This is a genomic window from Thalassovita sp. (genome assembly GCF_963691685.1).
Lineage (GTDB): Bacteria > Pseudomonadota > Alphaproteobacteria > Rhodobacterales > Rhodobacteraceae > Thalassobius.
This window is the reverse complement of the sequence record NZ_OY829290.1, coordinates 3,106,197-3,129,416: the sequence shown is the minus strand read 5'-3', so window position 1 is coordinate 3,129,416 and position 23,220 is coordinate 3,106,197. Positions and strand designations below refer to the sequence as shown.

Below are 23,220 nucleotides of genomic sequence, written 5' to 3'. Positions count from 1 at the left end.
CATGACCAAAGTTCTCGTGCCCGCTGGTGTTCTGGGCCTTGGGTTTGACCCCGAGGCGCTGGAGCGGGGCCTCAGCGAACATCCGGACATCATCTGCATTGATGGTGGCTCCACGGACAGCGGGCCCTTCTACCTGGGCACGGGAACTTCAAAATACTCCCGCGCGGCCAACAAGGCCGAGTGGAAACAGCTGATGCAGGCGCGCGCCAAGGCAGGCGTGCCGCTGGTCATCGGTTCCGCAGGCACCTGCGGCAGCGACAGCACGGTTGAGTGGATGTATCAGATCACCACTGAACTGGCGGCCGAATTGGGCCAGTCGCTGAAAATTGCCCGCCTGTATTCCAGCCAGCCGGCGGAGCGGGTGGTTGAGGCTTTGGACAAGGATCGCATCACCCCCCTCGATCCTGCACCAGAGATTTCCGCCGAAACTCTGGCGCAATGTTCCAATATCGTGGCACTGGCCGGCGCCGAGCAAATCGGCGCCGCGCTGGCCACTGGCGCAGATATCGTGATTGCCGGTCGCACCACCGACACCGCCACTGTCGCCGCCTTGCCGCTGATCAATGGCGATCATGCAGGCGGTGCCTGGCATGGCGCAAAGATCGCAGAATGTGGGGCGCTTTGTTCCACCATGCCAACCTCGGGCGTGATTATGGTGGAGTTTGACAAGACTGGCTTCACCGTGACCCCGATGGCCGAAGGCGCACGTTGTACGCCGCATTCGGTTTCGGCCCATATGCTTTATGAAAATTCGGACCCTTTCCAGCTCTATGAACCGGGTGGGCATCTGGACGTGACTGCGGCGCAATACACCGCGCTCAATGACCGTCAGGTGCGGGTGGAGGGCGGCACATGGGTGCCGTCTGACCGCTTCACCGTGAAACTGGAAGGCGCGCGGATGGCGGGCTATCAGGCCACCATCATGGCGATGCTACGGGCCGAGCATTACGTGAAAAACGCCCGGGAATGGGCGGCCAGCCTCGAAGCTTTTGTGCGCAACCTGATTGCCACCCGGATGGAGCTTAACGCAGAGGACTATGACCTTGAGTTCCGCCTGATTGGCGTGAACTCGGTCTTTGGCGATCTGGAACCGAAAGAAGGCAACCCGGTTGAGGTTGGCGTGATGGGCATCATCACCGCTGACAGCCCGGAAACCTGTTCTGAGATCGGCAAACTGATCAACCCCTTCCTGCTGCACCATCCGCTGACCAAGGAAGAAGAGCTGCCCAGCTTTGCCTTCCCGTATTCCCCGGCGCAGTCGGATCGCGGCGCGCTTTATGAATTCTGTCTCAACCATGTGATGGAACTGGATGATCCCATGGCGGCCTTCCGCCTTGATGTGACGGAGGTCTGAGATGGCAAAGCTGCATGATTTCGGGGCCAAGGCACGGTCCAAAAACGCCGGTCCGTTCTGGGTCACCATTGATGTGTTCTGCAACAGCGCCACCGCATTTGAGGCCCTGTGCCCGCGCATTCAGAACACGGTAGTCGCTGATCTGTTCAAGGTGGATCCCAGCAGCCTGAAGCGGTTTGAAATCGCCTCGCTCAATGTGATCAAGATCTCGGTCCCGCGCCCCACGGTGCAGGGATCACGCTTTGACCGCGATATGCACGGCGCGCAGGCGGCGGTTCTGCTGAATGAGCTGGACCTGCCCGCGTGAGTGCCTTTCCAATTGATTTGATCTCGGACACGGCCACGCGTCCGAGCGCTGGCATGCTGGCGGCCATGGCGGGCGCTGAAACCGGTGACGAACAACGCGGCGAAGATCCGACAACCCTGGCGCTCTGCGCTGAGGTGGCGCGGATGCTGGGGATGGAGGATGCGATTTTCCTGCCCTCCGGCACCATGTGCAATCAGATTGCCTTTCTGGTGCATTGCCGCCCGGGCGATGAAATTCTGGCCGCTGCCAACTCGCATATCTTCCGCTCCGAAGGGGCGGGGGCTGCGGCACTGGCCGGGGCGCAGATCGCCACGATTGAAACCGAAAGCGGCATCTTCACGGCCGAGGATGTGGCCCACCGCCTGCGCGCACCGCGCGACCGCTCACCGGTGTCACGGCTGATTTCTGTGGAGCAGACCACCAACTTTGGTGGCGGCGCGATCTGGCCGCTGCAGGTGCTGGCGGATCTGCGCGATCTGGCGCAGGCCGAGGGGCTGGTGCTGCATATGGACGGGGCGCGCTTGATGAATGCCGCAGTGGGCGCGGATGTGCCGGCGGCGGATTTCTGTCAGGGGTTTCACAGCGCCTGGATTGATCTTTCCAAAGGATTGGGATGCCCGGTGGGCGCCGTTCTGGCAGGATCACACGACTTCATCCGTCGGGCCTGGGTGTGGAAACACCGGCTGGGCGGCGCCATGCGGCAATCAGGTGTGCTGGCGGCGGCGGGGCTTTATGCCCTGGCGCATAACCTGCCGCGTCTGGGCGAGGATCATGAAAAGGCTCGCCGGTTCACCGATCTGCTGCGCGGCACGCCGGGGCTGGGGCTCAGCGCCACACCGCCGGAAACCAACATCGCCTTCGTCGATGTCTCCGCCACGGGTCAGAGCACCGAACAGATCGCCATGACACTTGCCCGCCACGGCATCCGCCTGAACAGTGAGGGGCGCGACCGGTTCCGCGTGGTGACCCATCTGGATGTCAGCATGGCTGAAGTGGAAGAGGCCGCCTTCGCTCTAATCGCCGCGGTCGAGCGGTAGGGCTGAGCTTAAAGATCGCTGGCAAAAGCTGCCATTTGGCTGGCGCCCGTCGGGTGCCCACCCAGATTGCGGTCGACCAGCAGGGCAAGGATCAGCGCCAGGATCGCCACCAGAAACATCGCCTTTTGCGCCAAGGCACTGTGCTGCGCCGCCGTGCCTTCCCCGAGGGAGACAAACTCCCACGGGTGGGCGGCATCTGCGGCATCCGCAACATGCTGGCGGTGTTCACTGGTCTCGACCAGCCGGGTGATGGCGCCCAAATGCAGGATGCCGGCAAAGATCGACAGTGCCAGCGCGGTATAAAGCACCACCAGCGCCGTGGTGACCAACGGGTGACCGCCATTGTGCAGGATCGCCCGGGTCAGGGCCGACACCCCGACCAGCTTGGCACTGCACAGCAGGATCAACAGTTTGGAGATCTCAAGGGAGACGTCAAATCGTTTGGTCATAATCGCTCATTGGGTCGAAAAGGGAAATCGCGTTCGTCCTGAATATGCAACGGCAATGCCAATCCCGCTGCACCCATTGGTTTTTCTGCTGGTCACCTTGGCTACCAAGGGTCTGAGTGGTGCATTTGATGGCCGGTTTTCGCCCCGTCACCGGGGGGAAATCGGGGGAAATTTCGGGGTTCGGGGATCGTGCTTTCAGATCAAAGCGGCTAACGTCGCGCCATGAGCCAGCCCGTTCGTTTCCGCCCGCATCATTTCCTCTGCGCCATTGGCTATGAGGGCAAGGGCTATTCGGGCGAGTTTACCGAGAATATGACCGCCATCGTGCTGGACCAGCTGCGCGCCCCGGGGGGCGAGGCGACACCGATGAAGGTCGTGGGCTATGCCGATGACATCTGCGGCCCCTGTCCCAAGCGGCGCGGGCGGGCTTGCGTGAACCAACAGGGCATTTCCCGCCTCGACCGGGCCCATGCCATGGCGCTGAAATTTGACCCGCATGAAGAACTGACCTGGGGTGAGGCACTGGAGCGGATCCGCCAGAACGTCATGCCGGGGGATCTGTCAAAGCTCTGCGAAGGTTGCCAATGGCTGGAACTGGGCCTGTGTGAGGAGGCGCTGTCCCGCCTGCATGAGGGGTAGGGAGGGCTGTTTTTCTCAAATCGGTTCAAATAGCGTATCCACATCTTTTGTAGTTCACAATCCAACCTTTCGGGAGAACGCGGATGTTTTTGCGCCGTTTATCATGATCGGAAATTTCAGAACTCACTAACCCCGCTTCTTCAAGTTTAGCTACTTGGCCCCTCATGTTTTGAGACGTATTGAAATTGAAATCTTCAAATGAAGACGGGCTAACGACACCTCCTCGAGCTGTAATGTCGTCAAAGAGTGTCCAAGCTCGTGGCGGTATTTGAACTTGCTCTGCATACTCGTCAGCTTTTTCAGCTAGCCATATTTCAAAAAGTTCATGTAGCTCATTCGAAACTGGGACATATTTGTCTTCTTCGAAAATCCATGCGGAAAAGTCCCCGGCAAACTTAAGAGAGTCACGTAAGTTTTCATTGAGAACAGAGAAGATGTGCACAAATGAGTCTGCCCCGACGGGAGGAGTAGCCGTTCCATTTTTTTTGAAGGTGTCAACACGAGCTTGAATTAGCTTCGGTATTTCAGATTTGGGTAATGGTTTGACCTCTAGTGGATCTGAAAGCCGACCTTGCAGCCTTGAAGTGCTTGCAACGCTTTTTACGATTCCCCGTGCCCCACAAACAACCCATCTAACTCCGTGAATTGAAAACAGATCATCACGTAGCGCTTCTAGGTGTTCCTGAGCTTTCTTCGAAGTGTTTAAGATTTCCAGATTGTCGAGAACACAAATGATTCCACCTTGATCGGTGAAAGCTGCTTTGAGTAGACGCTCGACAATATCGAAAAATCCATGAAAATCAAAGCCAGTAGAAGTATTTGGGGATTTTCCCATACTTGCGCCATAGCCCATAACTTGCCCTCCCAGCTCTGTGAAGAGTGGATTCTCGAGCCAATCGCGTAATGGTCGAAGTGCAAACTGCAAATCAAGGCGTTTTGCCAATTGTTTCTCGTTGTCGATAAAGTATGAAGCTATTTTGGCATAAACTTTTCTTTTAAACTCGAAGGCGCTGTCTTCGCTGGTGAACTGTAGAGGTTTCGGAAGTAATACTAGTGAAGACTTACCCTTTTTTTGTGTATCCTTTTCAAGTTGGTGGGCTGCAACCAAGATTAAACTTGTTTTTCCAACACCATTTGGCCCCTCAACAGTCACTACGCTGTTGAAATTTGATATTCTATTTTTAATTATGCGTAGCTCTTTCTTTCGGCCAACGAGAAGTACCTCACCTTCATCGTTTCCATGGATTGGTTGGGTGTCGTATAAGTTTGTTCTAAATCCAAATTCATTCCACATGGTCATTGCTCAATTTAACCTCACTCAAACATCCAGCTCCTCCACAAACCGCGCGTTTTCTTGGATGTATTGGAAGCGCAGCTCGGGTTTTTTGCCCATCAGGCGTTCCACCAGATCGCCGGTCTCACCCGGTTCGTCCTCATCAATCGTCACCCGGATCAAGGTGCGTGAGGCCGGGTCCATCGTGGTTTCTTTCAGGTCTTTGGCGTCCATCTCCCCCAGACCCTTGAAGCGGCTGACGTCGATCTTGCCTTTGCCGCCCAGACCTTTTTCCAGCCATCCGTCCCGCTCGGCCTCATCGACGCAATAGACGCGTTTGGCGCCCTGGGTCAGGCGGAACAGCGGCGGACAGGCCAGGTAGAGGTGCCCGGCGTCAATCATCGGCCGCATCTGGGTGAAGAAGAAGGTCATCAAAAGCGCCGCAATATGGGCGCCGTCGACATCCGCATCGGTCATGATGATGATCTTGTCATAGCGCAGATCATCGACGTTGAATTTGGTGCCCAGACCCACACCCAGCGCCTGGGTCAGGTCGTTGATCTCCTGGTTCGATCCCAGTTTGGACGACGCCGCGCCCAGCACGTTCAGGATCTTGCCACGCAGCGGCAGCAGCGCCTGGTTTTTCCGGTTGCGCGCCATCTTGGCTGAGCCACCGGCCGAGTCGCCCTCCACGATGAACAGCTCAGTGCCTTCACGGTTGGTGGCGGAACAATCGGTCAGCTTGCCAGGCAGGCGCAGCCGTTTGGTGGCCGATTTACGCTGGGTTTCCTTTTCCTGACGGCGGCGCAGACGCTCTTCGGCCCGCAGCACCAGGAAATCAAGGATCGCACCGGCGGATTTGTTGTCTGCGGCCAGCCAGTTGTCAAAGTGGTCGCGCACGGCGTTTTCCACCAGACGCTGCGCCTCAACGGTGGCCAGACGGTCCTTGGTCTGGCCGACGAACTCCGGCTCACGGATGAAACAGCTGACCAGCGCGCAGCCGCCGGTGATCAGGTCATCCCGGGTGATTTGCGCGGCCTTCTTGTTATTGACCAACTCGCCATAGGCTTTGATGCCTTTCAGCACCGCCGCCCAGAAGCCGGCGACATGGGTGCCGCCCTCAGGGGTGGGCACGGTGTTACAGTAGGACTGGATGAAGCCATCGCGCGACGGCGTCCAGTTGATCGTCCATTCCACCTTGCCCGGCACGTTGAAGCGTTCCTGAAAATCGACCACCCCGGCAAAGGGCTGATCGGCATAGGTCGAGGCCGAGGCCATGGTTTCTTTCAGGTAATCCGACAGGCCGCCGGGGAAGTGGAACGTGGCCTCCGTCGGGGTTTCCCCATCATCGATATGGGTCTTCCAGCGGATTTCGACGCCTGAAAACAGATAGGCCTTGGAACGGATCGATTTGAACAGGCGCGCCGGTTTGAACCGGTGCTTGCCAAAGATTTCCTCATCGGCGTGGAAGGTCACCGTGGTGCCGCGCCGGTTGGGGGCCGCACCGATTTTCTCGACCCCGCCCAAGGGTTTGCCGCGCGAAAACCGCTGTTCAAACAGTTCCTTGTTGCGTGCGACCTGCACCACCATCGAATCTGACAGCGCGTTCACAACCGAGGCGCCAACCCCATGCAGACCGCCCGAGGTCTGATAGGCCTTACCGGAAAACTTGCCGCCCGCGTGCAGGGTACACAGGATCACCTCAAGTGCGGATTTGTCAGGGAACTTCGGGTGCGGATCTATCGGGATGCCGCGGCCGTTGTCGCGCACGGTCAGCGAGTAGTCTGCGTTCAGCTCCACCTCGATCCGGTTGGCGTGACCGGCCACCGCTTCGTCCATCGAGTTGTCGAGGATTTCCGCCACCATATGGTGCAGTGCCCGTTCATCGGTGCCGCCGATATACATGCCGGGGCGTTTGCGGACGGGTTCCAGCCCCTCCAGCACCTCAATCGAGGAGGCGTTATAGTCGTCTTGCTGTCCGGAGAGGAGGTCGTTGGCCATAGTCTGGGCTGCTTTCTGGCTGCTCGTCTTGTGCTTCTTTGGGGCTGCATTATGGCAGCAGTTGTTGAGGGGGGAAAGTGCTGTCTGCGGGCACTGGCGTCAAGATGGCTTGGCTGTCTCTCGCGGTGGGCGGGCAAGAGAATGTGACAGATCGGTGACGCATTTTGACGTGCATCAAGGCCCTCGGCTGCCACTCGGGATACACTTGCCGCAACAGTCAAACACAGGAGAGGCCGATGACCGCAGTGAATGCGCCCGATACCGTTGTGACACCTGAGCAGAAAGAGACGATCCAAAGCAACGGCGCGCTGCAAAGCGGGCCGGAGGCTTTGAAAACGCCAACCCCGTCCACCGAAGAGGTGCGGCGCGCCTTTGAAAGCGGGGAGTACCCCTACAAAAAGAAAATGAGCCGCACCGCCTATGAGGCCGAAAAGGCGAAATTGCAGGCGGAGTTGCTCAAGGTGCAGCTTTGGGCGCAGGAGACCGGGCAGAAGTTCGTGCTGCTGTTTGAGGGCCGCGATGCGGCGGGCAAGGGCGGGACCATCAAACGGTTCACCGAACACCTGAACCCGCGTCAGGCACGTGTGGTTGCGCTCAACAAACCCAGCGATGAGGAACGCGGCCAGTGGTATTTCCAGCGCTACATTGATCACCTGCCCACGGATGGTGAAATGGTTCTGTATGACCGCAGCTGGTACAACCGGGCCGGGGTGGAACGGGTCATGGGCTTCTGCGAACCGGGCGAGTATCTGGAGTTCATGCGCCAGGCCCCGGATCTGGAACGGATGTTGGTCCGCTCGGGCATTCAGCTTTACAAATACTGGTTCTCGGTCACCCAGGACGAACAGCTGCGCCGGTTCAAATCGCGGGAAACCGATCCGCTGAAACAGTAGAAGCTGTCGCCGATCGACAAGGCATCGCTGGACAAATGGGATGACTACACTGAGGCGAAGGAGGCGATGTTCTTCTACACCGATACCGCCGATGCCCCCTGGACGGTGATCAAGTCAAACCAGAAGAAACGGGCACGGCTGAACTGTATGAAACACTTCCTTGCCTCGCTGGACTATCCGGGCAAGGACCACGCCGTCGTCGGCACGCCGGACCCGCTGATCGTGTCCACCGCCAGCCACGTGATTTCCAGCGCCGATCATATCCTCGGCACCGCGCTGCACCCCGATAGCCGCCGGGGCTGAGGGTTGCCCGTCTGAGACAGAAAAAAGGCGCGTCCCAGTGGGGCGCGCCATTTCATTTTTCTGAACCCGGCGGGGGCCTAAACAGAAACCTTGTCTTCCAGCAGACCCGCCAGGCGTTTGACGTCCAGGGGTTTGGGCAGAACGGCGGTGGCGCCGACGTCTTCGAAGCGTTTGATGTCATCGCCCACCACAGCCGCTGTCAGGCCGATGATCGGGATGTCGATGCCTTCGGCCTGCAGGGCGCGGACCAGTTCATCGCCGGGCATTTCCGGCATGAAGAGGTCGGTGATCAGCAGATCCGGTGGGTTGTCGCGCACCATCTCCAGCGCTTCGCGGCCGTTTTCTGCCAGCTCAATCTCACCAAAGATCCGGCCCAGCTGTTTAGAGGTCACCTGAGCCACCAGCGCGTTGTCTTCGGCCAGAAGTACACGCAGTTCACCCAGTTTCTTGTTCTCAATCGCTTTGCTGGCCGGCATCTGTGATTGCATATCCTGTTTGCTGGCGGGTTTGTCCGACAGGTTCAGACGATAGCCTGCGCCGCCCTCTGGCGCATCAAAATACTGCAGCGAGCCCCCCAGCAGCTCCACCGCCTGTTTCGCGATATAAAGCCCAAGACCAGACCCTTCGGCCTGATTGCGCGCATCAGCGGAGCCGCGTTCGAACGGCTGGAACAGGCGCTCAATCTCGGTCTGCGGAATGCCCACACCATCGTCAGTCACCGACCAGAAGGCGGTGCCGGGGGTGGGGCTTTGCGGCAGGCCGGGCATATCGGGCTGATAGCAGATCCGGATTTCCGACCCTTCGGAGTGGATGATCGCATTGCGCACCAGATTGCCGAGGATCTGTTTCAACCGGTTGCTGTCACCCATCATCGGGCGGATCGAATCCGGGCCCAGATCCAGGCTGATGCGGATCGATTTGCCTTTGGCCAGCAGCTGATAGGTGTTGCGCACCCGTTCGGCGACATCAGCAGGCACATAGGGCTTGATCGACAGCGGCTGGTTCTTTTCGGGGTTCACCGCCTGACGCATGTCATCCAGCACGCTCAGCAGCTGGGTCGAGGCTTCGCGCATCTGGGTGACAACCTCTTGGCTGTCATGGCCATTTTCCATCTCATCGATCAGCATCGACAGAACCGAGGCCGGGGTGCGGATTTCATGGCTGACGATGGAGAACAACTGCTTCTGCTTGTCCTGACGCAGCGACAGTTCGTTCAGCGCGTTGGTCAGGGCGCGTTCCTGCAGGTGCTCTTCGGTGACTTCAACCATCAGACCATAGACCACCCGTTCATTGCGCACGGTGGTTTCGGCCCAAAGGTGCAGGCGCATGACGCGGTTGTCACCGGTGTCCAGCATATCGGCAAGACGCAGCAGCAGGGTGATTGAGGCGTGGCTGTCACTCTCAATCGCGTGGCGCAGCAGGTACTGTTCGTCGGCGCGGAAGCGGCCGATCAGGTCATCCAGATGGGCCTCAGCGGGCAGGCCGACCAGCCGTTGGCCAGCCGGGTCCAGACGCATGGTGTCGCGCGGTACGTTCACGGTGAACAGGCCGACACCGGCAAAGCCACGTACGGTGGACAGACGCCGGATCGAGGCGACGCGCTGTTCGCGTTCATGGCGGCCACGGCCGCGCAGGGCAAGGATCAGCACCACCAGAACCAGCAGCCCCAGCGAATAGTTTCTGAGCATCGCTTCGCGCGGGTCAGTCAACACGGTATCAGTGAGGAAATGCCCGGTGAGCCCTGCATAGAGTGACACGCCAAGGATTGCCACGATCGGCGCGGCGCTGACGGGCAGAGACACCGCCAACAAGGCGGCCAGAACAGCCACATCCAGCATCGGATAGCCGCCAAAGCCCATGCCCTGCAGGATCATCAGCGCCGGGAACAGCACCACAAACGGCAGGGAGAAGCGCAGCTCCTCCAGCCGTGGGGTCTGTTGGATCGCAATCAGGAAGCCCGAGGTCACAACAGCGCCCCGCACCATGCGGGTCATTGCGAAGTCAAAATAGGTCTGATCAAAACCAAGCGCGGTCAGTTCCACCGCCGGCAGGGTCGAGACGAACAGGCTGATCAGGTTGACCATGACCAGGCCGGACAGCATGAAAACCGCAAAGGTCACAGCGGCAATCAGCAGATCAGCCTCAAAGGGCTGCATGTTCTGCGTGGTGCGCCGGTAGAGGGTGCGCACAACAAAGCCGATGCCAAAGCCCGTCATCACGTTGATGACCAGCAGGAAGAAGACCAACCGGAAGGAAACGCCCGGTTGCATGGCCCAGGGTGTATGGTCCCCAAACGGCAGCACAAAGGGCACAAAGAACATCACCACCAGCGCCGCCAGCGGCACCCAGAGCAATGCGCGAGGGTAAATCAGCACACCGATGATCAGTGTGAACAGCGATACATGTGGGCTGAGGCCAATGGCCAGTGAGTTCGCGCCGTGGGTCGCGGCGCCATAGGTCATGAAGACGGTCCAGGCCAGCACGGCGCCGATGAAGATCAGGCTGTTGCGCAGGGGATAGTTGCGCAGGGCCTCAGTGATGTGCTGAACGCGCGAAACTTCGAAATCCCGGAAAACGAATCCCTGGTCGGCTCCTGCCTTGTCAGAAACAGGGGCCTCTTCCTCTACGACGAGGCGTCTGAGGGTGTCGTGGCGTCGCATGTTAACTTCATCTACCGCTGGTTGACCAAATGACGGATTCGTTACTTCTCACAAACTGATTAAAATTGGAAATCGATACGCTTTCACTTGTCTTATATTCACGGTCTTTCGGCGGAAAATTAAAGCCCGATTTGGGCAAACCAATCCCAAAGTATGTATGCTTTGGCCGAAAGAGATTGTCTTCGATGGAGCCGCGGAAATTGCAGGGTTTGCGGTAGGTCGCGTGAATGGCTGCGCAGCGGCCGTTAAGGCCAAATGCGCCACTATGCGTTGTGGAAAAATAGATCTTAAGCACCCATTGTAGCGATATCAGCCCCAAAAATATACCTATCCCTACGGGATTGTGATGGTCACTGAAGGTGACGCAAGGTCAAGTAGTCGGCATCCGCCCGCCTGCGTCGATGATGAACACTCACTTCAGGGCCAGCAACCATTCCTGCAGCGGCATCAGTTTGGCAAATCCCCCTTGCAGGGTTTTGCGCAGATCTTTTGTGCCGCCATCAACTTCGCGCCAAAAGGTTAAAGTTTTGTGCTTCAGCAGTTCGCCCTGCGGATGATCGGTGGGGAAGGGGGCGGGCACACGTTTCAGATCGGGGTCAGAAAAGCGGGTGCCCTCGGCGGAGGCCGCTGCCATGGCACGCATCAGGTCCTTGCCTTTGGGGCTGGCCACCCGTTTGCGAAAGGCCACCAGCTTGGCCTTGTCCATGCCCATACAGCCGCCACCAAGTACGATCCGGTCCAGCTCAACCCCGAAATAGAAGGCGCTGCGATCCAGACCGCTGCCGGATCCGCCATCAATATCCCAGAGCATATGCAGATGCGCCTTATAGGGCGTCTTGTCCTTGGAGAATCGAATGTCGCGCTGGGGCCGAAACAGTTTCGGACTGACACGGTGGCCGGTCATACGCTCCAAATCCGCGGCCACCACATCCAACAGGGCCAGTGCCGGGGCTTTCAGCTCACTATCGTAACGATCCTTATTGTCCAGAAACCAATCGCGGGTGTTGTTGGCATCCAGCTCACTTAAGAAAGCACGCGCCTCAGGGATCAGAGTGTCAAAAACTTGCGGGGCTGGCATCGCGGTCTCCTCACTGGCTGAAGCCCGACAGTAGCCAAGCCCATGCCGTAAGGGAAAGCCTCAGCGCGACGGATCGGCGGCAAGTTGCGGATTATTCCGCCTGTTTTTTAGGCATGTGCAGTGGCGCAGGGTCACCTGTGAGGCGAAGATAGGGGATTGCCACGCTCTGCGCGCGGGTCTACGGCTGGGTCATGACGACAGATTTGACAGCAAAACAACACTTGAAAAACATCGCCACTTTGGGCCTGCCGCTGATCGGCAGCCATGTGGCGCAATTCTCGATCAACATGACCGACACGCTGATGCTCGGCTGGTATGACGTCGAGGTGCTGGCCGCGCAGGTGATTGCGGGCACGGCGTTTTTTGTGCTGTTCATCCTTGGATCGGGCTTTGCCGGCGCGGTCATGCCCATGGTCGCCGAGGCAGAGGCCGCGGGTGAGGGCACCCAGGTGCGCCGGGTGACCCGGATGGCGATCTGGGCGTCGCTGTTTTACTGCATCTTCGCCGTGCCAGTGATGCTGTTTTCGGAACCGATCCTTCTTCTGGCGGGCCAAACGCCCGAGGTGGCGCGGCTGGCCGAGGACTACCTCTGGATCAATGGCTGGTCGATTTTGCCTGCGCTGATGGTGATGGTGTTCAAATCTTACCTCTCGGCGCTGGAACGGGCCGGTGTGGTGCTCTGGGTGACGCTGGCGGCCGTGGCGATCAACATCGTGGTCAACTATGCGCTGATCTTCGGCAACTGGGGCTTCCCCGAAATGGGCATCCGCGGCGCGGCGGTGGCGTCGCTGATCGTGAACATCGCTTCTATGGCGCTTCTCGGGGCCTACCTGCATTTCGTGACCCCTGAACATGAGATTTTTGCCCGCTTCTGGCGCCCGGACTGGGAGGCATTTCGCGCCGTGACCCGTCTGGGCTGGCCGATGGGGCTGACCAGCCTGGCCGAGGTGGGGCTCTTCGCCGCCGCCTCGCTGATGATGGGCTGGTTGGGCACGCTGCCTCTGGCGGCCCATGGTATTGCGCTGCAGATCACGGCGGTGACCTTCATGGTGCATCTGGGGCTCAGCAATGCCGCCACCGTGCGGGCCGGCCGTGCGGTGGGCCGGCGCAGCATGGGCGATCTGCGGCTGGGCGCGAAGCTGATCATCACCCTGTCGGCGGTCTTTGCCGCGTTGACGCTGGTGGCCTTTCTGGTCTTCCCCGAACCGCTGCTGGGCCTGTTCCTGTCGCCTGATGATCCGCAGCGTGACATCGTGATCGCGCTGGGGGTGCCGCTGCTGGCGGCTGCCGGGCTGTTCCAGTTTGCGGATGCCGCACAGGCGCTGGCGCTGGGGGTGCTGCGGGGCGTGCAGGACACCCGGGTGCCAATGATCATGGCGGCGATTTCCTATTGGGTGATTGGCGTGCCGATCAGCTACGGCATGGGCTTTGTGCTGGGCTGGGAAGGAGTTGGCGTCTGGGCCGGCCTGGCGGTTGGTCTGGCCTGCGCCGGTGTGCTGCTGATGGCGCGGTTCTGGGGCCCTGTGATGGTACAGACCCAGGCGCGGATCGACCGGCAGACCGCCGCCAAGGCAGAGACCAGCTAACCCGCCGTAGAAAACCCGCAGACAACCCGAAATCAAAAAAGGCGCCTTTCTGGGCGCCTTTTCTTTTACATCGGATCAGGGGGCAGGTCGGGTTCAGCCCTTGCCACCTTCCGCTTTGGCGGCCGCTTTCATCAAACGATCCGCCTTCTTACGCACCAGAACAGACCGCAGGTCGTGCATGGTCAGCAACAGCTGATCGGTCACCGCCTCCAGCTGTTCTTCTGAGGCGCGGCTTTGCGCCCAGTGGGTGGTCAGGTTCAGATGGTCGATGGCGCGGAAAATGTCATCGATGTCCCGTTCGGCCAGCACGGCGCGGCGGTCATCCATCCAATGGCGGATGGCCAGCAGATCCGCCTCAGACAGTTTGCGGTCACCGTGGGGCTTGATCTCACCATTGCGGATGTTGACGTTGGCAATCTGGTCCAACTCAATCCGGCGCTGGCGGTTTTCCGTATCCACGCGGAAGACAAAGGCCCCATTGTCCCGCACCCGGAAGTAATATTCTGGCAGGTCGACGGACATGGGGGGCCTCTTTCAATGTTCCATAAATACTCAATACACCCCGCCCCACGTGGGCGCGAAACGGGGAAGATGCTTAGCTGAGCTTGGCGCAGAACGCCTGAATGCGACTGCAGGCCTCGGTCAGCAAGGCGTCTGAGGTAGCGTAGCTGACGCGGAAATTGGGCGAAAGCCCGAAAGCAGCGCCAAAGACCACGGCAACACCGGTGTCATTCAGCAGTTCGGTGGCAAACACCTCATCCGAGGTGATCTCGACCCCACCCGGTGTTGTCTTGCCAATGATCCCGGCAATCGAGGGGTAGACGTAAAACGCCCCATCCGGCACCGGGCAGGTAATGCCGTCAATGGCGCTCAGCATATCAACCACCAGGTTGCGGCGGCGCACAAACATCTCATTGTTGGGCGCCAGGAACTCCTGGGTGCCGTTCAGCGCGGCCACGGCGGCCTTCTGGCTGACGGAACAGGGGTTTGAGGTCGATTGCGACTGCACCTTGCGGATCGCAGCAATCAGCGGCTCTGGACCGGCAGCATAGCCAATGCGCCAGCCGGTCATGGCATAGGCCTTGGACACACCGTTGACTGTCAGGGTGCGGTCATAAAGCTGCGGCTCAATCTCCGCCGGGGTGCAGAACTCAAAATCATCATAGGCCAGATGTTCATACATATCGTCGCTGAGGATCCACACATGCGGATGGCGCAGCAACACATCTGTCAGCGCTTTCAGCTCCTCGCGGCTGTAGCCTGCACCGGTTGGGTTTGAGGGTGAGTTGAACAGGAACCACTTGGTGTTGCCGGTGATCGAAGCCTCAAGCTGCTCCGGCGTGATCTTGAAGTCGTTTTCCAGCTGCGCCTCAATGAACACCGGCGTGCCCCCCGCCAGCAGCACCATATCGGGATAGCTGACCCAATAGGGGGCCGGGATGATCACCTCATCCTCGGGGTTCAGCGTGGCCATCAGCGCATTGTACAGCACCTGCTTGCCGCCGGTGCCAACGGTGACCTGCTTGGGGGTATACTCCAGCCCGTTGTCACGTTTGAACTTGGCACAGATCGCTTCTTTTAGATCCGGAATGCCATCCACCGCCGTATACCGGGTGTGGCCCTCATTGATTGCAGCGATCCCGGCGGCGCGGATATGTTCGGGCGTGTCGAAGTCCGGCTCCCCTGCGGAGAGGCCGATCACATCGCGGCCCTGCGCCTTCAGTTCTGCGGCCAGATTGCTGACGGCGATGGTGGGCGACGGTTTTACGCGGGCAAGTGTCTCGGACAGGAAAGACATCGGGTGACCTCAATGCGGTAGTAGGGTGGTTGTTATTTAACAGGATCATGTCTTAGGTTGAGGCGCAGTGCCGATCAAGAACCTTCGGCAGAAAGGATATTTATGCAGGATAAGCAGGATCAGAAAGACACAGCCGGGTTAGATGACCTGCTGCCCGAAATGGCGGATGCCCCTGCCGAGGAACAGGACTTTGACTGGTACGGCCCGGATATGGCGACCTTTGGCGATCGTCTGGCGGCAGCGCGGGAACAGGCCGGTATGGAACAGCGCCAGCTGGCCAAACGCCTGGGCGTCAAGCTGAAGACCCTGCAGGGCTGGGAATATGACCTGTCCGAGCCGCGCGCCAACAAGCTGAATATGATTGCCGGTCTTTTGAATGTCTCGATCCGCTGGCTGTTGACGGGCGAAGGGGAGGGCGTTACCGAACCCGCAGACCCCAGCGGCATGGATCCGGACATCTCTGATCTGCTGACGGAACTGCGGGATCTCAAGATGCAGATGACCGCATCGGCGGATCGGCTGGGGCGATTGGAAAAGCAGCTGCGGCTGAAATTGAAAGGCTCCTGAGGGATATGGCTGAGACCCGCGAAAACCGTCTGAAACGTTTGCAGATGCGCTCCATGCGGCGCGGGATCAAGGAAATGGACATCATCCTGATGCGCTATGCCGCCGCCCGGCTGGAGGCGATGGATGACGCCGCCCTTGATGCCTATGACGCGCTGCTCAGCGAAAACGATCAGGACCTGTACCAGTGGGTCTCAGGCCAGCAGGACGCCCCCGAAGATCTGCGCGACCAAATCGCCGACATCCGCGCCGTGGCCACCGGCGCCTGAAGCGCCGACAGGGCTGGTTCAGCGAGTTTAAATCGCATTTTAGTCATATAGGGTTTTGACTTAACCTAATATTGGGACTTTTTGCGCAGTCTCTCTTTCGATTTAGATCGGATGGAGACGGTGATGAGCCTTCACGACCCTTTAAAAACTGGTGATCACGCCGCCTTTATGAGCAGCTATTTGGATGCATTGGCGCTGGTTGAACGGCTGCATCGGTTGCTGCTGGATGTGATCAAAGATGAATTTGAACGCATTGGCGTGCTGGAAATCAACGCAGTGCAGGCGCTGTTGCTGTTTAATATTGGCGATCATGAGGTCACCGCTGGGGAGTTGAAAACCCGCGGATATTATCAGGGCAGCAACGTCAGCTATAACCTGAAAAAACTGGTGGAGATGGGCTATATGCACCATCAGCGCTGTGCGATTGATCGCCGTTCGGTCCGGGTGCGCCTGACCCCGAAGGGGCGCAATATCCGTGATGTGGTGGCGGCGCTGTTTTCCCGCCATGCCGAGGGGCTGCAATCCAAAGGGGTGCTGGGCCCCGACGGCATTGTTGAGATCACCAATTCGCTGCGTCGGGTGGAACGTTATTGGACGGATCAGATCCGCTACATCTACTGACCAGCGATACGCAGGCTGGCCTTTGGGCCAAGGACCAGTTCCATCCCATACAGTTCACGGATCAGCTTGCGGGTCATGGCCGCCTGATAGTTTTCAAACCCCAACGCCATCTCCGCAAAGGCATCTGGCCCATGTAGCACATTGGCCTGAAAATAGCTGACCAACCCCTCAGGGTCGGTTGGATGGCGGCTGGAGGACTTTGCGCCGGGCTGTGCATTTGGATCGGGGATAACCAATGCATTGACCGTAATGCCCTGCAAGAGCGGATTACGCCGCACCGATTGGGGCAGGGGGCCGGTGTTGGCAACCCCGTCGCCGGACAGATCCAGAACCCGCCGGGTGCAATCACGCTGCTGCAAGGCCTCGGCCCCCATCAGCGCTGCCGCCCCCAATGCGGTTGAGGGATCGCCGCCCACCCGCGCTGCGCCGCGCAGCACCTCTGCCGCGGCGGCGATGTCAGCCTCGGTGCGTAGCGCCCGCCAGTTCAGAACCACATGCTGGTCACGCGGGCCGGACCATTCAAACACCATCACCTCCACATGGCCGCCGGGCTGCCCCAGCAGGGCGGTGATCACATCGGGATGTTGCAAAGCGCCCGCAACACCCTGCATTTGCAGGCGATATTCCTGCGCATCAACGGAGCCTGAGACATCCAAACCCAAGGCCAGCGCCTGCCGGCAGGCCGCCTGTGCCGCAGAAGAGACAGTGCCAATTGCTGCTGCCAGCAGCATCGCATACAGGGTGCCCCAGCCGAATTTCCCGCGTCTCACTCGGTGACCTCACCCATCATCAATGGTCGCAGCTCCCGCTCCAACTTGCGTCGCATTGCGCTTTCGTAATCTTCAAACCCTTCGGCGATTTCTAGGAAAGCACCGGGTCCGCGCAGAACATCGCTTTGATAATGCGCGACAACCTTGTCATCTTCATGATCGCGTTTTGACAGGATCGCCAGCCCATTGACCACGATGTCACCAAAACCAAAGGCGCGATAGGCGTGTTGGGGGCCAAACCCTTCGTTATTTTCGCCGTCACCGGCCACATCAATGGTCGAAAACAGGCAGCGCGGGCCGCGGTCCAGCATCTTCCAGCCATAGCTGACAGCATGGCCAAGCGCGGTGGGAAACTCATCCGTGGAGCGTTGCGAATAGGCAATCGATTCAGCCGCGCCCAGCAGTTTGGAAGGGCTGTCGATCAGCGTCCAGTCCAGCAGGATTTTCTGATTGGTGCGCCCGCTCCATTCAAAAGCGGACAGGGCAACCGGTTGGGGTGTCACAAAAAACGCCTGTTGCACCTCAGGGGCCAGCAGCGCCGCGGCCAGCCCCTGACGTTGCAATGTGTCCTCCCGCGGGTCCACGGAAGAGGAGACATCAATCGCCAAAACAAGGGCCAGCCGACAGTCCAGCGCCGCCGCCGGTGCGGCGGTCAACATCATGATCACTGTCAGAAAACGGCCCATCCGGCTCACCAGTGGCCGGTGTTGCCCATGCTGGCCCAGGGTTCAGCTGGTTCCAGCGCCTCACCTTCCTGCAACAGCTCCACCGAGACGTTGTCAGGCGAGCGCACAAAGGCCATACGGCCATCGCGTGGCGGGCGGTTGATGGTGACGCCATTGTCCATAAGATGTTGGCACATCTCATAAATATTGCCGACCTCATAGGCCAGATGGCCAAAGTGGCGGCTGTCATCTGGCAGGGCGTCATCGCCATCCCAGTTGTAGGTCAGCTCAACCGGGCAGTCTTCTTGGCCTTCGGGGGCCATGAAGATCAGGCTGAACCGGCCCGCTTCGCTGTCATGACGGCGGGTTTCTTTCAGACCCAGCAGCTCATAAAAGGCCTGGCTTTTTTCCAGATCCTTCACCCGAACCATGGTGTGTAGATATTTCAAATGCATAAGCGCTCCCTCAGTTACGGGCGCGGCAAAGGCTCAGAAGGCCGATTTGATCCCGAATGACACGGTGGTTTCGCGGGTATCATATCGGCTGACGTTTGAATCCGTTTTGCGCGCCTGTACTCTGAGAGATGGTACAAATCCCCCATAGTCAAGCGCTTGCAGGGTAAATTCCACCTGACCGAAGAGGGTTTCATCCTCACGCCCCCCGGGCACAGGCAGGCCGACGGTGAAATCCGCATAGTGCTGCCAGCTTGCCCCAAGCGACAGCGTCGGGTGGATCATTGCGGTGGCCTTGCTCTTGCGCGGGGACCAGTTGATTTGCCCGTCCACGCGGTTGCGCGTGGCATTGGCATTGTCGCTGTCTTCGGTTTTCAGGCTCAGGCTGACCTGCCAGTCACCGGTGGTGTCACTGCGATGTGACAGCCGGGTGCTCAGCGTCAGTCCGCGAATATCGGCAAGCCCGCTGTCATGGCGGATATGTTCCAGCTGACCGGTAAGCCCCAGCAGGGAGGCGTCGCCGACCGGTAGGCGGCGGCTGAGATGCAAACGTTTGCTTTGCTGATATTTTTCACCGCCGGACCAGCTTTGACCAAGGGCGGCGCCAAAGGCCCAGCCACCGTTTTGGGCTTTGCGCTGTTGGTTCAGGCCCAGCTCAAGATAATTGAAGGCCAGATCGCTGTTGCTGACATCCGGGGCGATCTCACGCGCCTCGTCCGACAGGTGGACGCGCTGCCCAAAGGCGCGGAAGCTCATCCGGGTGGCTTGTGATTTTGACTGCGACAGGCGGTAGCTGACACTGGCATCGGCGCTGGCCCGCAGGCCCGAGAGCGCCTGGGCGGAGCCACTGAGGTAGCCCACCACGGGCACGCCATCGATCAGTGAATAGGGGCTGTCTGCCCCGTTGTTGAGGTTGCTGCTGGGCGCAAAGGACAGGCTGAGGCCAAACTGCCAGGGGGAGAGCTGGCGCAGGATGCGGTAGTCTTTCTCAATCCGGGGTCGCATCCGGGGATCGGGCACATGCAACAGTGACCGGCGCAGCCAGACCTGGGCCGCAGTGGGGCTGTTATCCTCCACAGCCAGACGTGCAGCCAGCTGGGCGGCGTGGAACTTATCCGTTTCACCCCCGGCATGGCGGAAGGCCAGCCGTGCAGAGCGGCGGCCCTTGCCGGGTTGGCGCATCTGCTGAAAGGCCCGGGCCAGCGTGAAATGCGCCATGCCGTCATCGGGGTCACGTTGCAACAGACCTTGGGCAATCTGCGCTGCCGTTGCGGGATCGCCTTGTTGCAGCGCCTGCAAGGCAAGGGCCCGCGACGCATCCGCGGACAGGCGCAGGTCTTCGGCCACCGCCGCAAAAGGCAGGGCCACCAGACAGGATCCGGCGATCAGTCGCCGGAGGAACTGGGATATCGACTTAGAGGCCGGCACAGACCGGATCATCACCCGAGGCGCCGCAGCGGGTCAGTACAAAGACACCGTATTCCGCTTCGCCGGTGATTGTCCCGGCGGGGCCGTCAAATTCTTCAAGGTAGACCGTACCGGCAACCGAGGTTGCCTGGTTGCCGCCAAAGATACCGCCGAAGCTGCCGATCTGCGCATCCGGCACACCTTCATATTCGGCGATGCCGACAAAGGTGCCGTCATTACTCAACGCGCCTTCGGTCAACACGATGTCCGGCAGCGGCCCGATGCCCGGAACGTCATCCACCAGCGTCCTGTTGAAGATTTCCGCATCCACCGCGCCATTGGCAAAGTCGGCGTTCAGCAGGATGGTGCCGGTGATCCGGTCAGACTGGCTGGGCGGTGTAGCGCTGGCGGGGATGCCGGATTGATCCAGCAGCTGATCGCCATTGCTGTCCAGGTTGGTCACGCCGGCATAGGTGCCGTAATACTGCGCTTCGCCACCGCTGGTTTCGGTATAGGGCGAATAGACGTCCAGCCCCTGACGGCCATAGAAGGAGCCGCCGTAATAACGGTTGTCATTGCCGCCATCCATCACGGCGCCCGCGATCACGTGGTTGTCGTTGCTTTCGGCAAAGACAGCGGTGTAGTGGCGATCTGCTGGGGTGGTCTGCAGCATATAGACCTCATACCCCGGAACCGACGCATCAAGATCGGCGCGGCGCACATAGGTCACATTGGTCTGGTTGCCGTGGATCGAGTTCAGCGACAGCACCAGTTCACCCGTGAGCGGATCATAGTTCACCGCCTGCAGGTTGCCGGCAACTGTGGCATCTGCGGTGTTCGGGGTCATGCCGAAATCGGTGTTGGTTCCGCCCGGGTCTTCGCCGCATGCGACAACCAAGAGCGGCGCCAGAAGGGCGCTTGCGTAACGGATCATCTGCCTCAATCCTCGAATAATGCGGCTCTTTTGGCCGGTTAGCTTTCAGAATCCGAGGCCAGAGGCCAAAAGTCAACGATTGATGCGCCTCTTGCGGGAAAAAAGCGGCAATCTGTTGCAGTAAGGGAAAAGCTGAAAATGCAAGCCCATATTGCAGTTTTTTATCACATCAACGCTAGATATAGTGGCTCGCGACTCGCCTTAGCAGCAATTTGGAGGACCAGATGCCGATCACCCCGGAACAGCAGGCCGAAATCGATGCGCTCCGCGCCAGCCCGCGTCAAACCCTGCGCGCCGTCTCCGAGGGGATGGAAGAGCATCTGTACAAAGCCTATCCCGTGCTGGATCACGGTTTCGTTCGTGTGATTGACTATATGGGCGATGACGCGGCGATCTGTCAGGCGGCGCGGGTGTCTTATGGCAAAGGCACCAAATCCGTGCAGAACGATGAAGGGCTGATCCGCTACCTGATGCGGCACTGGCACTCGACCCCGTTTGAGATGTGTGAGCTGAAGCTGCACGTCAAACTGCCGGTCTTTGTGGCCCGTCAGTGGATCCGTCACCGGACCGCCAATGTGAACGAATATTCGGCCCGCTATTCGATCCTGGACCGTGAGTTCTACATCCCGCAGCCCGAACAGCTGGCGGCGCAATCCGTCATCAACAACCAAGGCCGGGGGGAAGCGCTGACCGGGGCTGAGGCCGAGCGGGTGCTGGAAATCCTGAAGGGCGACGCCGCCCGCTCCTATGACCACTATGAAGAGATGATCTCGGATGAGGGCAAACAGGGGCTGGCGCGTGAACTGGCGCGGATGAACCTGCCTGCGAACATCTATACCCAGTGGTACTGGAAGGTGGATCTGCACAACCTGCTGCACTTCCTGCGTCTGCGGGCGGACAGCCACGCGCAGTATGAAATCCGCGTCTATGCAGATGAGATTTGCAAGCTGGTCGCCGATTGGGTGCCCTTTGCCTTCAAAGCGTTTGAGGACTACCGCATGGGCGGCGCAGCGCTGAGCGCCGGGGCGCTGGACTGCGTGCGCCGGATGCTGAAAGGCGAAGAGGTCACCAAAGAAAACTGCGGCATGAGCGCCCGTGAATGGCGTGAGCTGGAAGAGGTGCTGGAGGGGTAAACCGTCAGGCCCTCCCGATCCGTTTCCGGTAGGGAAATATGATCGATTGAAATGGCAGGCTGTTTGCTCAGTCTGCCGTTAAAGATCCGGAGTTTCCCTGCCCCCCGGAATTGCCCTGTGGCCAAATCTCTGATTTGGCTGCGCCCGACCCGCCCCACAGGGCGGGCGCATTCTGCGCCACCCTTCGTGTCGGGCGCTAAGATTGCCGAAAATTCAGCGGATCATAACCCGCCATCGACCCCACGCTTGCATTGCCGCGGGGCTTTGCCATCGCGGCTGAAGGCCTCAACCCCGCAGGTGGTGCAACGGTAGCGGGTGAAGCTGGCGTTTTTTGCCCCCTCAGACACCCAGGCGCAGTTGCGGCGGCCCAACTTGGGGAAACCTGACAATCGGGGGGCTGTGGTGCGGGGGCGGGGGCGTTGCACCGGTTTGCGATCCGCGCCGACAATGGTCAGTTTCGGCCCCGACCCCGTGCCAGATCCCCGGCCGGTCAGTTTGCGAAACATATTCCAAATCATGCGGTTAGCTCTCTCTTTCCTGGCTGACGTGCCTGATTAATGTTTGCATTCCGACCCTGATTTTCAAGCGCTCCTGACCCTGCGGCACCTTTTTGCCGAGCTGCAGCGCAGAAATTGGCACGGGACTTGTCCCAGATCAAAACGACCATAGGTGAATCACCATAGGCTCTTATCAAAACAAGAAGGAGGCTCTGATGCATATTCAGATCAACACAGACCACAACATCCAAGGTGACGAACGGCTGGCCGAAGTCTGCGAACAGCTGGTCAGCGCGACCCTGGCGCCGATTGCGTCCCGTCTGACCCGGGTGGAGGTTCATGTGAAGGATATGCGCGGCCCCAAAGGCGGCGAAGACATCCGCGCCACGGTTGAGGCACGCCCCGAAGGCATGCGCCCCTATGCGGTGCACCATGACGGCACCGACATTTCCCAAGCGGTCAAAGCGGCCAGCAAAAAACTGCGCCAGCGGCTGGAAGGTGAGTTCGGCAAACTGTCCGCACACTGACAC

23 protein-coding genes and 1 pseudogene are annotated in these 23,220 nt (G+C 59.5%); 11 read left to right on the top strand and 13 right to left on the bottom strand.

Translation table 11 applies throughout. The features are described 5' to 3' along the window. The first annotated feature begins 1 nt into the window (after position 1). Genes ACORLH_RS15035 through ACORLH_RS15025 form a run of 3 tightly spaced genes read left to right on the top strand, consistent with a single transcriptional unit; the run spans position 2 to position 2,698 of the window. Entirely contained in the window at positions 2-1,354 is a 1,353-nt protein-coding gene (locus ACORLH_RS15035) for an acyclic terpene utilization AtuA family protein (protein ID WP_321829160.1), read from the top strand. A gap of 1 nt (position 1,355) precedes the next feature. Then, the gene (locus ACORLH_RS15030; RefSeq protein WP_321829159.1) at positions 1,356-1,661 is read left to right on the top strand and encodes a DUF4387 family protein; all 306 of its coding nucleotides are present in this window, start codon (positions 1,356-1,358) and stop codon (positions 1,659-1,661) included. Then, positions 1,658-2,698 carry a GntG family PLP-dependent aldolase gene (locus tag ACORLH_RS15025; protein ID WP_321829158.1) on the top strand — a complete coding sequence of 347 codons (1,041 nt, stop codon included), beginning with the start codon at positions 1,658-1,660 and terminating at the stop codon, positions 2,696-2,698. The genes ACORLH_RS15030 and ACORLH_RS15025 overlap by 4 nt, the downstream gene beginning before the upstream one ends. Positions 2,699-2,706: 8 nt before the next feature. Here ACORLH_RS15025 and ACORLH_RS15020 read toward each other — a convergent pair whose 3' ends face one another. Continuing rightward, the gene (locus ACORLH_RS15020; protein ID WP_321829157.1) at positions 2,707-3,147 is read right to left on the bottom strand and encodes a hypothetical protein; all 441 of its coding nucleotides are present in this window, start codon (positions 3,145-3,147) and stop codon (positions 2,707-2,709) included. A gap of 222 nt (positions 3,148-3,369) precedes the next feature. On the opposite strand from ACORLH_RS15020, the gene ACORLH_RS15015 reads away from it, so the two are divergent. Then, positions 3,370-3,786, top strand: coding sequence for a DUF1284 domain-containing protein (locus ACORLH_RS15015; protein ID WP_321829156.1), 417 nt, complete (start codon positions 3,370-3,372; stop codon positions 3,784-3,786). 25 nt (positions 3,787-3,811) lie between these two features. Here ACORLH_RS15015 and ACORLH_RS15010 read toward each other — a convergent pair whose 3' ends face one another. Next, entirely contained in the window at positions 3,812-5,080 is a 1,269-nt protein-coding gene (locus ACORLH_RS15010; RefSeq protein ID WP_321829155.1) for a P-loop NTPase fold protein, read from the bottom strand. Positions 5,081-5,104: 24 nt separating this feature from the next. Then, the gene (parE, locus tag ACORLH_RS15005; RefSeq protein ID WP_321829154.1) at positions 5,105-7,060 is read right to left on the bottom strand and encodes a DNA topoisomerase IV subunit B; all 1,956 of its coding nucleotides are present in this window, start codon (positions 7,058-7,060) and stop codon (positions 5,105-5,107) included. Between the two features lie 236 nt (positions 7,061-7,296). Between parE and ppk2 the strand changes: the two are divergent. Then, positions 7,297-8,256 (top strand): annotated as a pseudogene (gene ppk2, locus ACORLH_RS15000) (polyphosphate kinase 2). Between the two features lie 77 nt (positions 8,257-8,333). Here ppk2 and ACORLH_RS14995 read toward each other — a convergent pair. Beyond that, positions 8,334-10,916 (bottom strand): hybrid sensor histidine kinase/response regulator, encoded by a 2,583-nt coding sequence (locus tag ACORLH_RS14995; RefSeq protein WP_321829153.1) that lies wholly within the window; start codon positions 10,914-10,916, stop codon positions 8,334-8,336. Between the two features lie 412 nt (positions 10,917-11,328). Beyond that, entirely contained in the window at positions 11,329-11,994 is a 666-nt protein-coding gene (locus ACORLH_RS14990) for a TIGR02453 family protein (protein ID WP_321829152.1), read from the bottom strand. A gap of 191 nt (positions 11,995-12,185) precedes the next feature. Between ACORLH_RS14990 and ACORLH_RS14985 the strand changes: the two genes are divergently transcribed. Continuing rightward, complete coding sequence (locus ACORLH_RS14985) at positions 12,186-13,580, top strand: MATE family efflux transporter (RefSeq protein ID WP_321829151.1); 1,395 nt, start codon at positions 12,186-12,188, stop codon at positions 13,578-13,580. Positions 13,581-13,673: 93 nt separating this feature from the next. On the opposite strand, the gene ACORLH_RS14980 is transcribed toward ACORLH_RS14985, so the two are convergent. After that, positions 13,674-14,102 (bottom strand): hypothetical protein, encoded by a 429-nt coding sequence (locus ACORLH_RS14980; RefSeq protein WP_058241755.1) that lies wholly within the window; start codon positions 14,100-14,102, stop codon positions 13,674-13,676. 73 nt (positions 14,103-14,175) lie between these two features. Further along, positions 14,176-15,378, bottom strand: a complete 1,203-nt coding sequence (locus ACORLH_RS14975) for a pyridoxal phosphate-dependent aminotransferase (protein WP_321829150.1) — start codon at positions 15,376-15,378, stop codon at positions 14,176-14,178. A gap of 159 nt (positions 15,379-15,537) precedes the next feature. On the opposite strand from ACORLH_RS14975, the gene ACORLH_RS14970 reads away from it, so the two are divergent. The 3 genes from ACORLH_RS14970 (at position 15,538) to ACORLH_RS14960 (ending at position 16,832) form a co-directional block, all read left to right on the top strand. Beyond that, on the top strand, positions 15,538-15,945 hold the full coding sequence (locus ACORLH_RS14970; protein ID WP_321832833.1) for a helix-turn-helix domain-containing protein: 408 nt from the start codon (positions 15,538-15,540) through the stop codon (positions 15,943-15,945). Between the two features lie 5 nt (positions 15,946-15,950). Further along, entirely contained in the window at positions 15,951-16,211 is a 261-nt protein-coding gene (locus ACORLH_RS14965; protein WP_058241753.1) for a succinate dehydrogenase assembly factor 2, read from the top strand. 123 nt (positions 16,212-16,334) lie between these two features. Further along, positions 16,335-16,832 (top strand): MarR family winged helix-turn-helix transcriptional regulator, encoded by a 498-nt coding sequence (locus ACORLH_RS14960; RefSeq protein WP_058241752.1) that lies wholly within the window; start codon positions 16,335-16,337, stop codon positions 16,830-16,832. On the opposite strand, the gene ACORLH_RS14955 is transcribed toward ACORLH_RS14960, so the two are convergent. Genes ACORLH_RS14955 through ACORLH_RS14935 form a run of 5 tightly spaced genes read right to left on the bottom strand, consistent with a single transcriptional unit; the run spans position 16,826 to position 21,060 of the window. Then, a complete protein-coding gene (locus tag ACORLH_RS14955; RefSeq protein WP_321829149.1) occupies positions 16,826-17,602 on the bottom strand; it encodes a DUF1194 domain-containing protein in 777 nt (258 codons plus the stop codon). The genes ACORLH_RS14960 and ACORLH_RS14955 overlap by 7 nt on opposite strands. Next, complete coding sequence (locus tag ACORLH_RS14950; protein WP_321829148.1) at positions 17,599-18,288, bottom strand: DUF1194 domain-containing protein; 690 nt, start codon at positions 18,286-18,288, stop codon at positions 17,599-17,601. The genes ACORLH_RS14955 and ACORLH_RS14950 overlap by 4 nt, the downstream gene beginning before the upstream one ends. Before the next feature lie 5 nt (positions 18,289-18,293). Next, entirely contained in the window at positions 18,294-18,722 is a 429-nt protein-coding gene (locus ACORLH_RS14945) for a VOC family protein (RefSeq protein ID WP_321829147.1), read from the bottom strand. A gap of 33 nt (positions 18,723-18,755) precedes the next feature. Next, positions 18,756-20,087: a tetratricopeptide repeat protein gene (locus ACORLH_RS14940; RefSeq protein ID WP_321829146.1), complete on the bottom strand. Its 1,332-nt coding sequence runs from the start codon at positions 20,085-20,087 to the stop codon at positions 18,756-18,758. 46 nt (positions 20,088-20,133) lie between these two features. Then, the gene (locus ACORLH_RS14935; RefSeq protein ID WP_321829145.1) at positions 20,134-21,060 is read right to left on the bottom strand and encodes a hypothetical protein; all 927 of its coding nucleotides are present in this window, start codon (positions 21,058-21,060) and stop codon (positions 20,134-20,136) included. A gap of 224 nt (positions 21,061-21,284) precedes the next feature. On the opposite strand from ACORLH_RS14935, the gene thyX reads away from it, so the two are divergent. Further along, on the top strand, positions 21,285-22,193 hold the full coding sequence (gene thyX / locus ACORLH_RS14930; RefSeq protein WP_058241746.1) for an FAD-dependent thymidylate synthase: 909 nt from the start codon (positions 21,285-21,287) through the stop codon (positions 22,191-22,193). Between the two features lie 221 nt (positions 22,194-22,414). Here the strand turns inward: thyX and ACORLH_RS14925 are convergent, their stop codons facing one another. Then, positions 22,415-22,711 carry a hypothetical protein gene (locus tag ACORLH_RS14925; protein WP_321829144.1) on the bottom strand — a complete coding sequence of 99 codons (297 nt, stop codon included), beginning with the start codon at positions 22,709-22,711 and terminating at the stop codon, positions 22,415-22,417. Positions 22,712-22,905: 194 nt separating this feature from the next. On the opposite strand from ACORLH_RS14925, the gene ACORLH_RS14920 reads away from it, so the two are divergent. Further along, on the top strand, positions 22,906-23,217 hold the full coding sequence (locus ACORLH_RS14920) for an HPF/RaiA family ribosome-associated protein (protein ID WP_321829143.1): 312 nt from the start codon (positions 22,906-22,908) through the stop codon (positions 23,215-23,217). Positions 23,218-23,220: the final 3 nt, after the last annotated feature.

Bases quoted from the DNA above. Each gene is read 5' to 3' on its own strand.
- ACORLH_RS14945 (WP_321829147.1), bottom strand. From the start codon at position 18,722: ATGCATTTGAAATATCTACACACCATGGTTCGGGTGAAGGATCTGGAA.
- ACORLH_RS14925 (WP_321829144.1), bottom strand. From the start codon at position 22,711: ATGATTTGGAATATGTTTCGCAAACTGACCGGCCGGGGATCTGGCACG.
- ACORLH_RS15020 (WP_321829157.1), bottom strand. From the start codon at position 3,147: ATGACCAAACGATTTGACGTCTCCCTTGAGATCTCCAAACTGTTGATC.
- ACORLH_RS14970 (WP_321832833.1), top strand. From the start codon at position 15,538: ATGGCGGATGCCCCTGCCGAGGAACAGGACTTTGACTGGTACGGCCCG.
- ACORLH_RS14985 (WP_321829151.1), top strand. From the start codon at position 12,186: ATGACGACAGATTTGACAGCAAAACAACACTTGAAAAACATCGCCACT.
- ACORLH_RS15010 (WP_321829155.1), bottom strand. From the start codon at position 5,080: ATGTGGAATGAATTTGGATTTAGAACAAACTTATACGACACCCAACCA.
- ACORLH_RS15030 (WP_321829159.1), top strand. From the start codon at position 1,356: ATGGCAAAGCTGCATGATTTCGGGGCCAAGGCACGGTCCAAAAACGCC.
- ACORLH_RS14965 (WP_058241753.1), top strand. From the start codon at position 15,951: ATGGCTGAGACCCGCGAAAACCGTCTGAAACGTTTGCAGATGCGCTCC.
- thyX (WP_058241746.1), top strand. From the start codon at position 21,285: ATGCCGATCACCCCGGAACAGCAGGCCGAAATCGATGCGCTCCGCGCC.
- ACORLH_RS14995 (WP_321829153.1), bottom strand. From the start codon at position 10,916: ATGCGACGCCACGACACCCTCAGACGCCTCGTCGTAGAGGAAGAGGCC.
- ACORLH_RS15035 (WP_321829160.1), top strand. From the start codon at position 2: ATGACCAAAGTTCTCGTGCCCGCTGGTGTTCTGGGCCTTGGGTTTGAC.
- ACORLH_RS14950 (WP_321829148.1), bottom strand. From the start codon at position 18,288: ATGGGCCGTTTTCTGACAGTGATCATGATGTTGACCGCCGCACCGGCG.
- ACORLH_RS14980 (WP_058241755.1), bottom strand. From the start codon at position 14,102: ATGTCCGTCGACCTGCCAGAATATTACTTCCGGGTGCGGGACAATGGG.
- ACORLH_RS15015 (WP_321829156.1), top strand. From the start codon at position 3,370: ATGAGCCAGCCCGTTCGTTTCCGCCCGCATCATTTCCTCTGCGCCATT.
- ACORLH_RS14975 (WP_321829150.1), bottom strand. From the start codon at position 15,378: ATGTCTTTCCTGTCCGAGACACTTGCCCGCGTAAAACCGTCGCCCACC.
- ACORLH_RS14935 (WP_321829145.1), bottom strand. From the start codon at position 21,060: ATGATCCGTTACGCAAGCGCCCTTCTGGCGCCGCTCTTGGTTGTCGCA.
- parE (WP_321829154.1), bottom strand. From the start codon at position 7,060: ATGGCCAACGACCTCCTCTCCGGACAGCAAGACGACTATAACGCCTCC.
- ACORLH_RS14990 (WP_321829152.1), bottom strand. From the start codon at position 11,994: ATGCCAGCCCCGCAAGTTTTTGACACTCTGATCCCTGAGGCGCGTGCT.
- ACORLH_RS14960 (WP_058241752.1), top strand. From the start codon at position 16,335: ATGAGCCTTCACGACCCTTTAAAAACTGGTGATCACGCCGCCTTTATG.
- ACORLH_RS14920 (WP_321829143.1), top strand. From the start codon at position 22,906: ATGCATATTCAGATCAACACAGACCACAACATCCAAGGTGACGAACGG.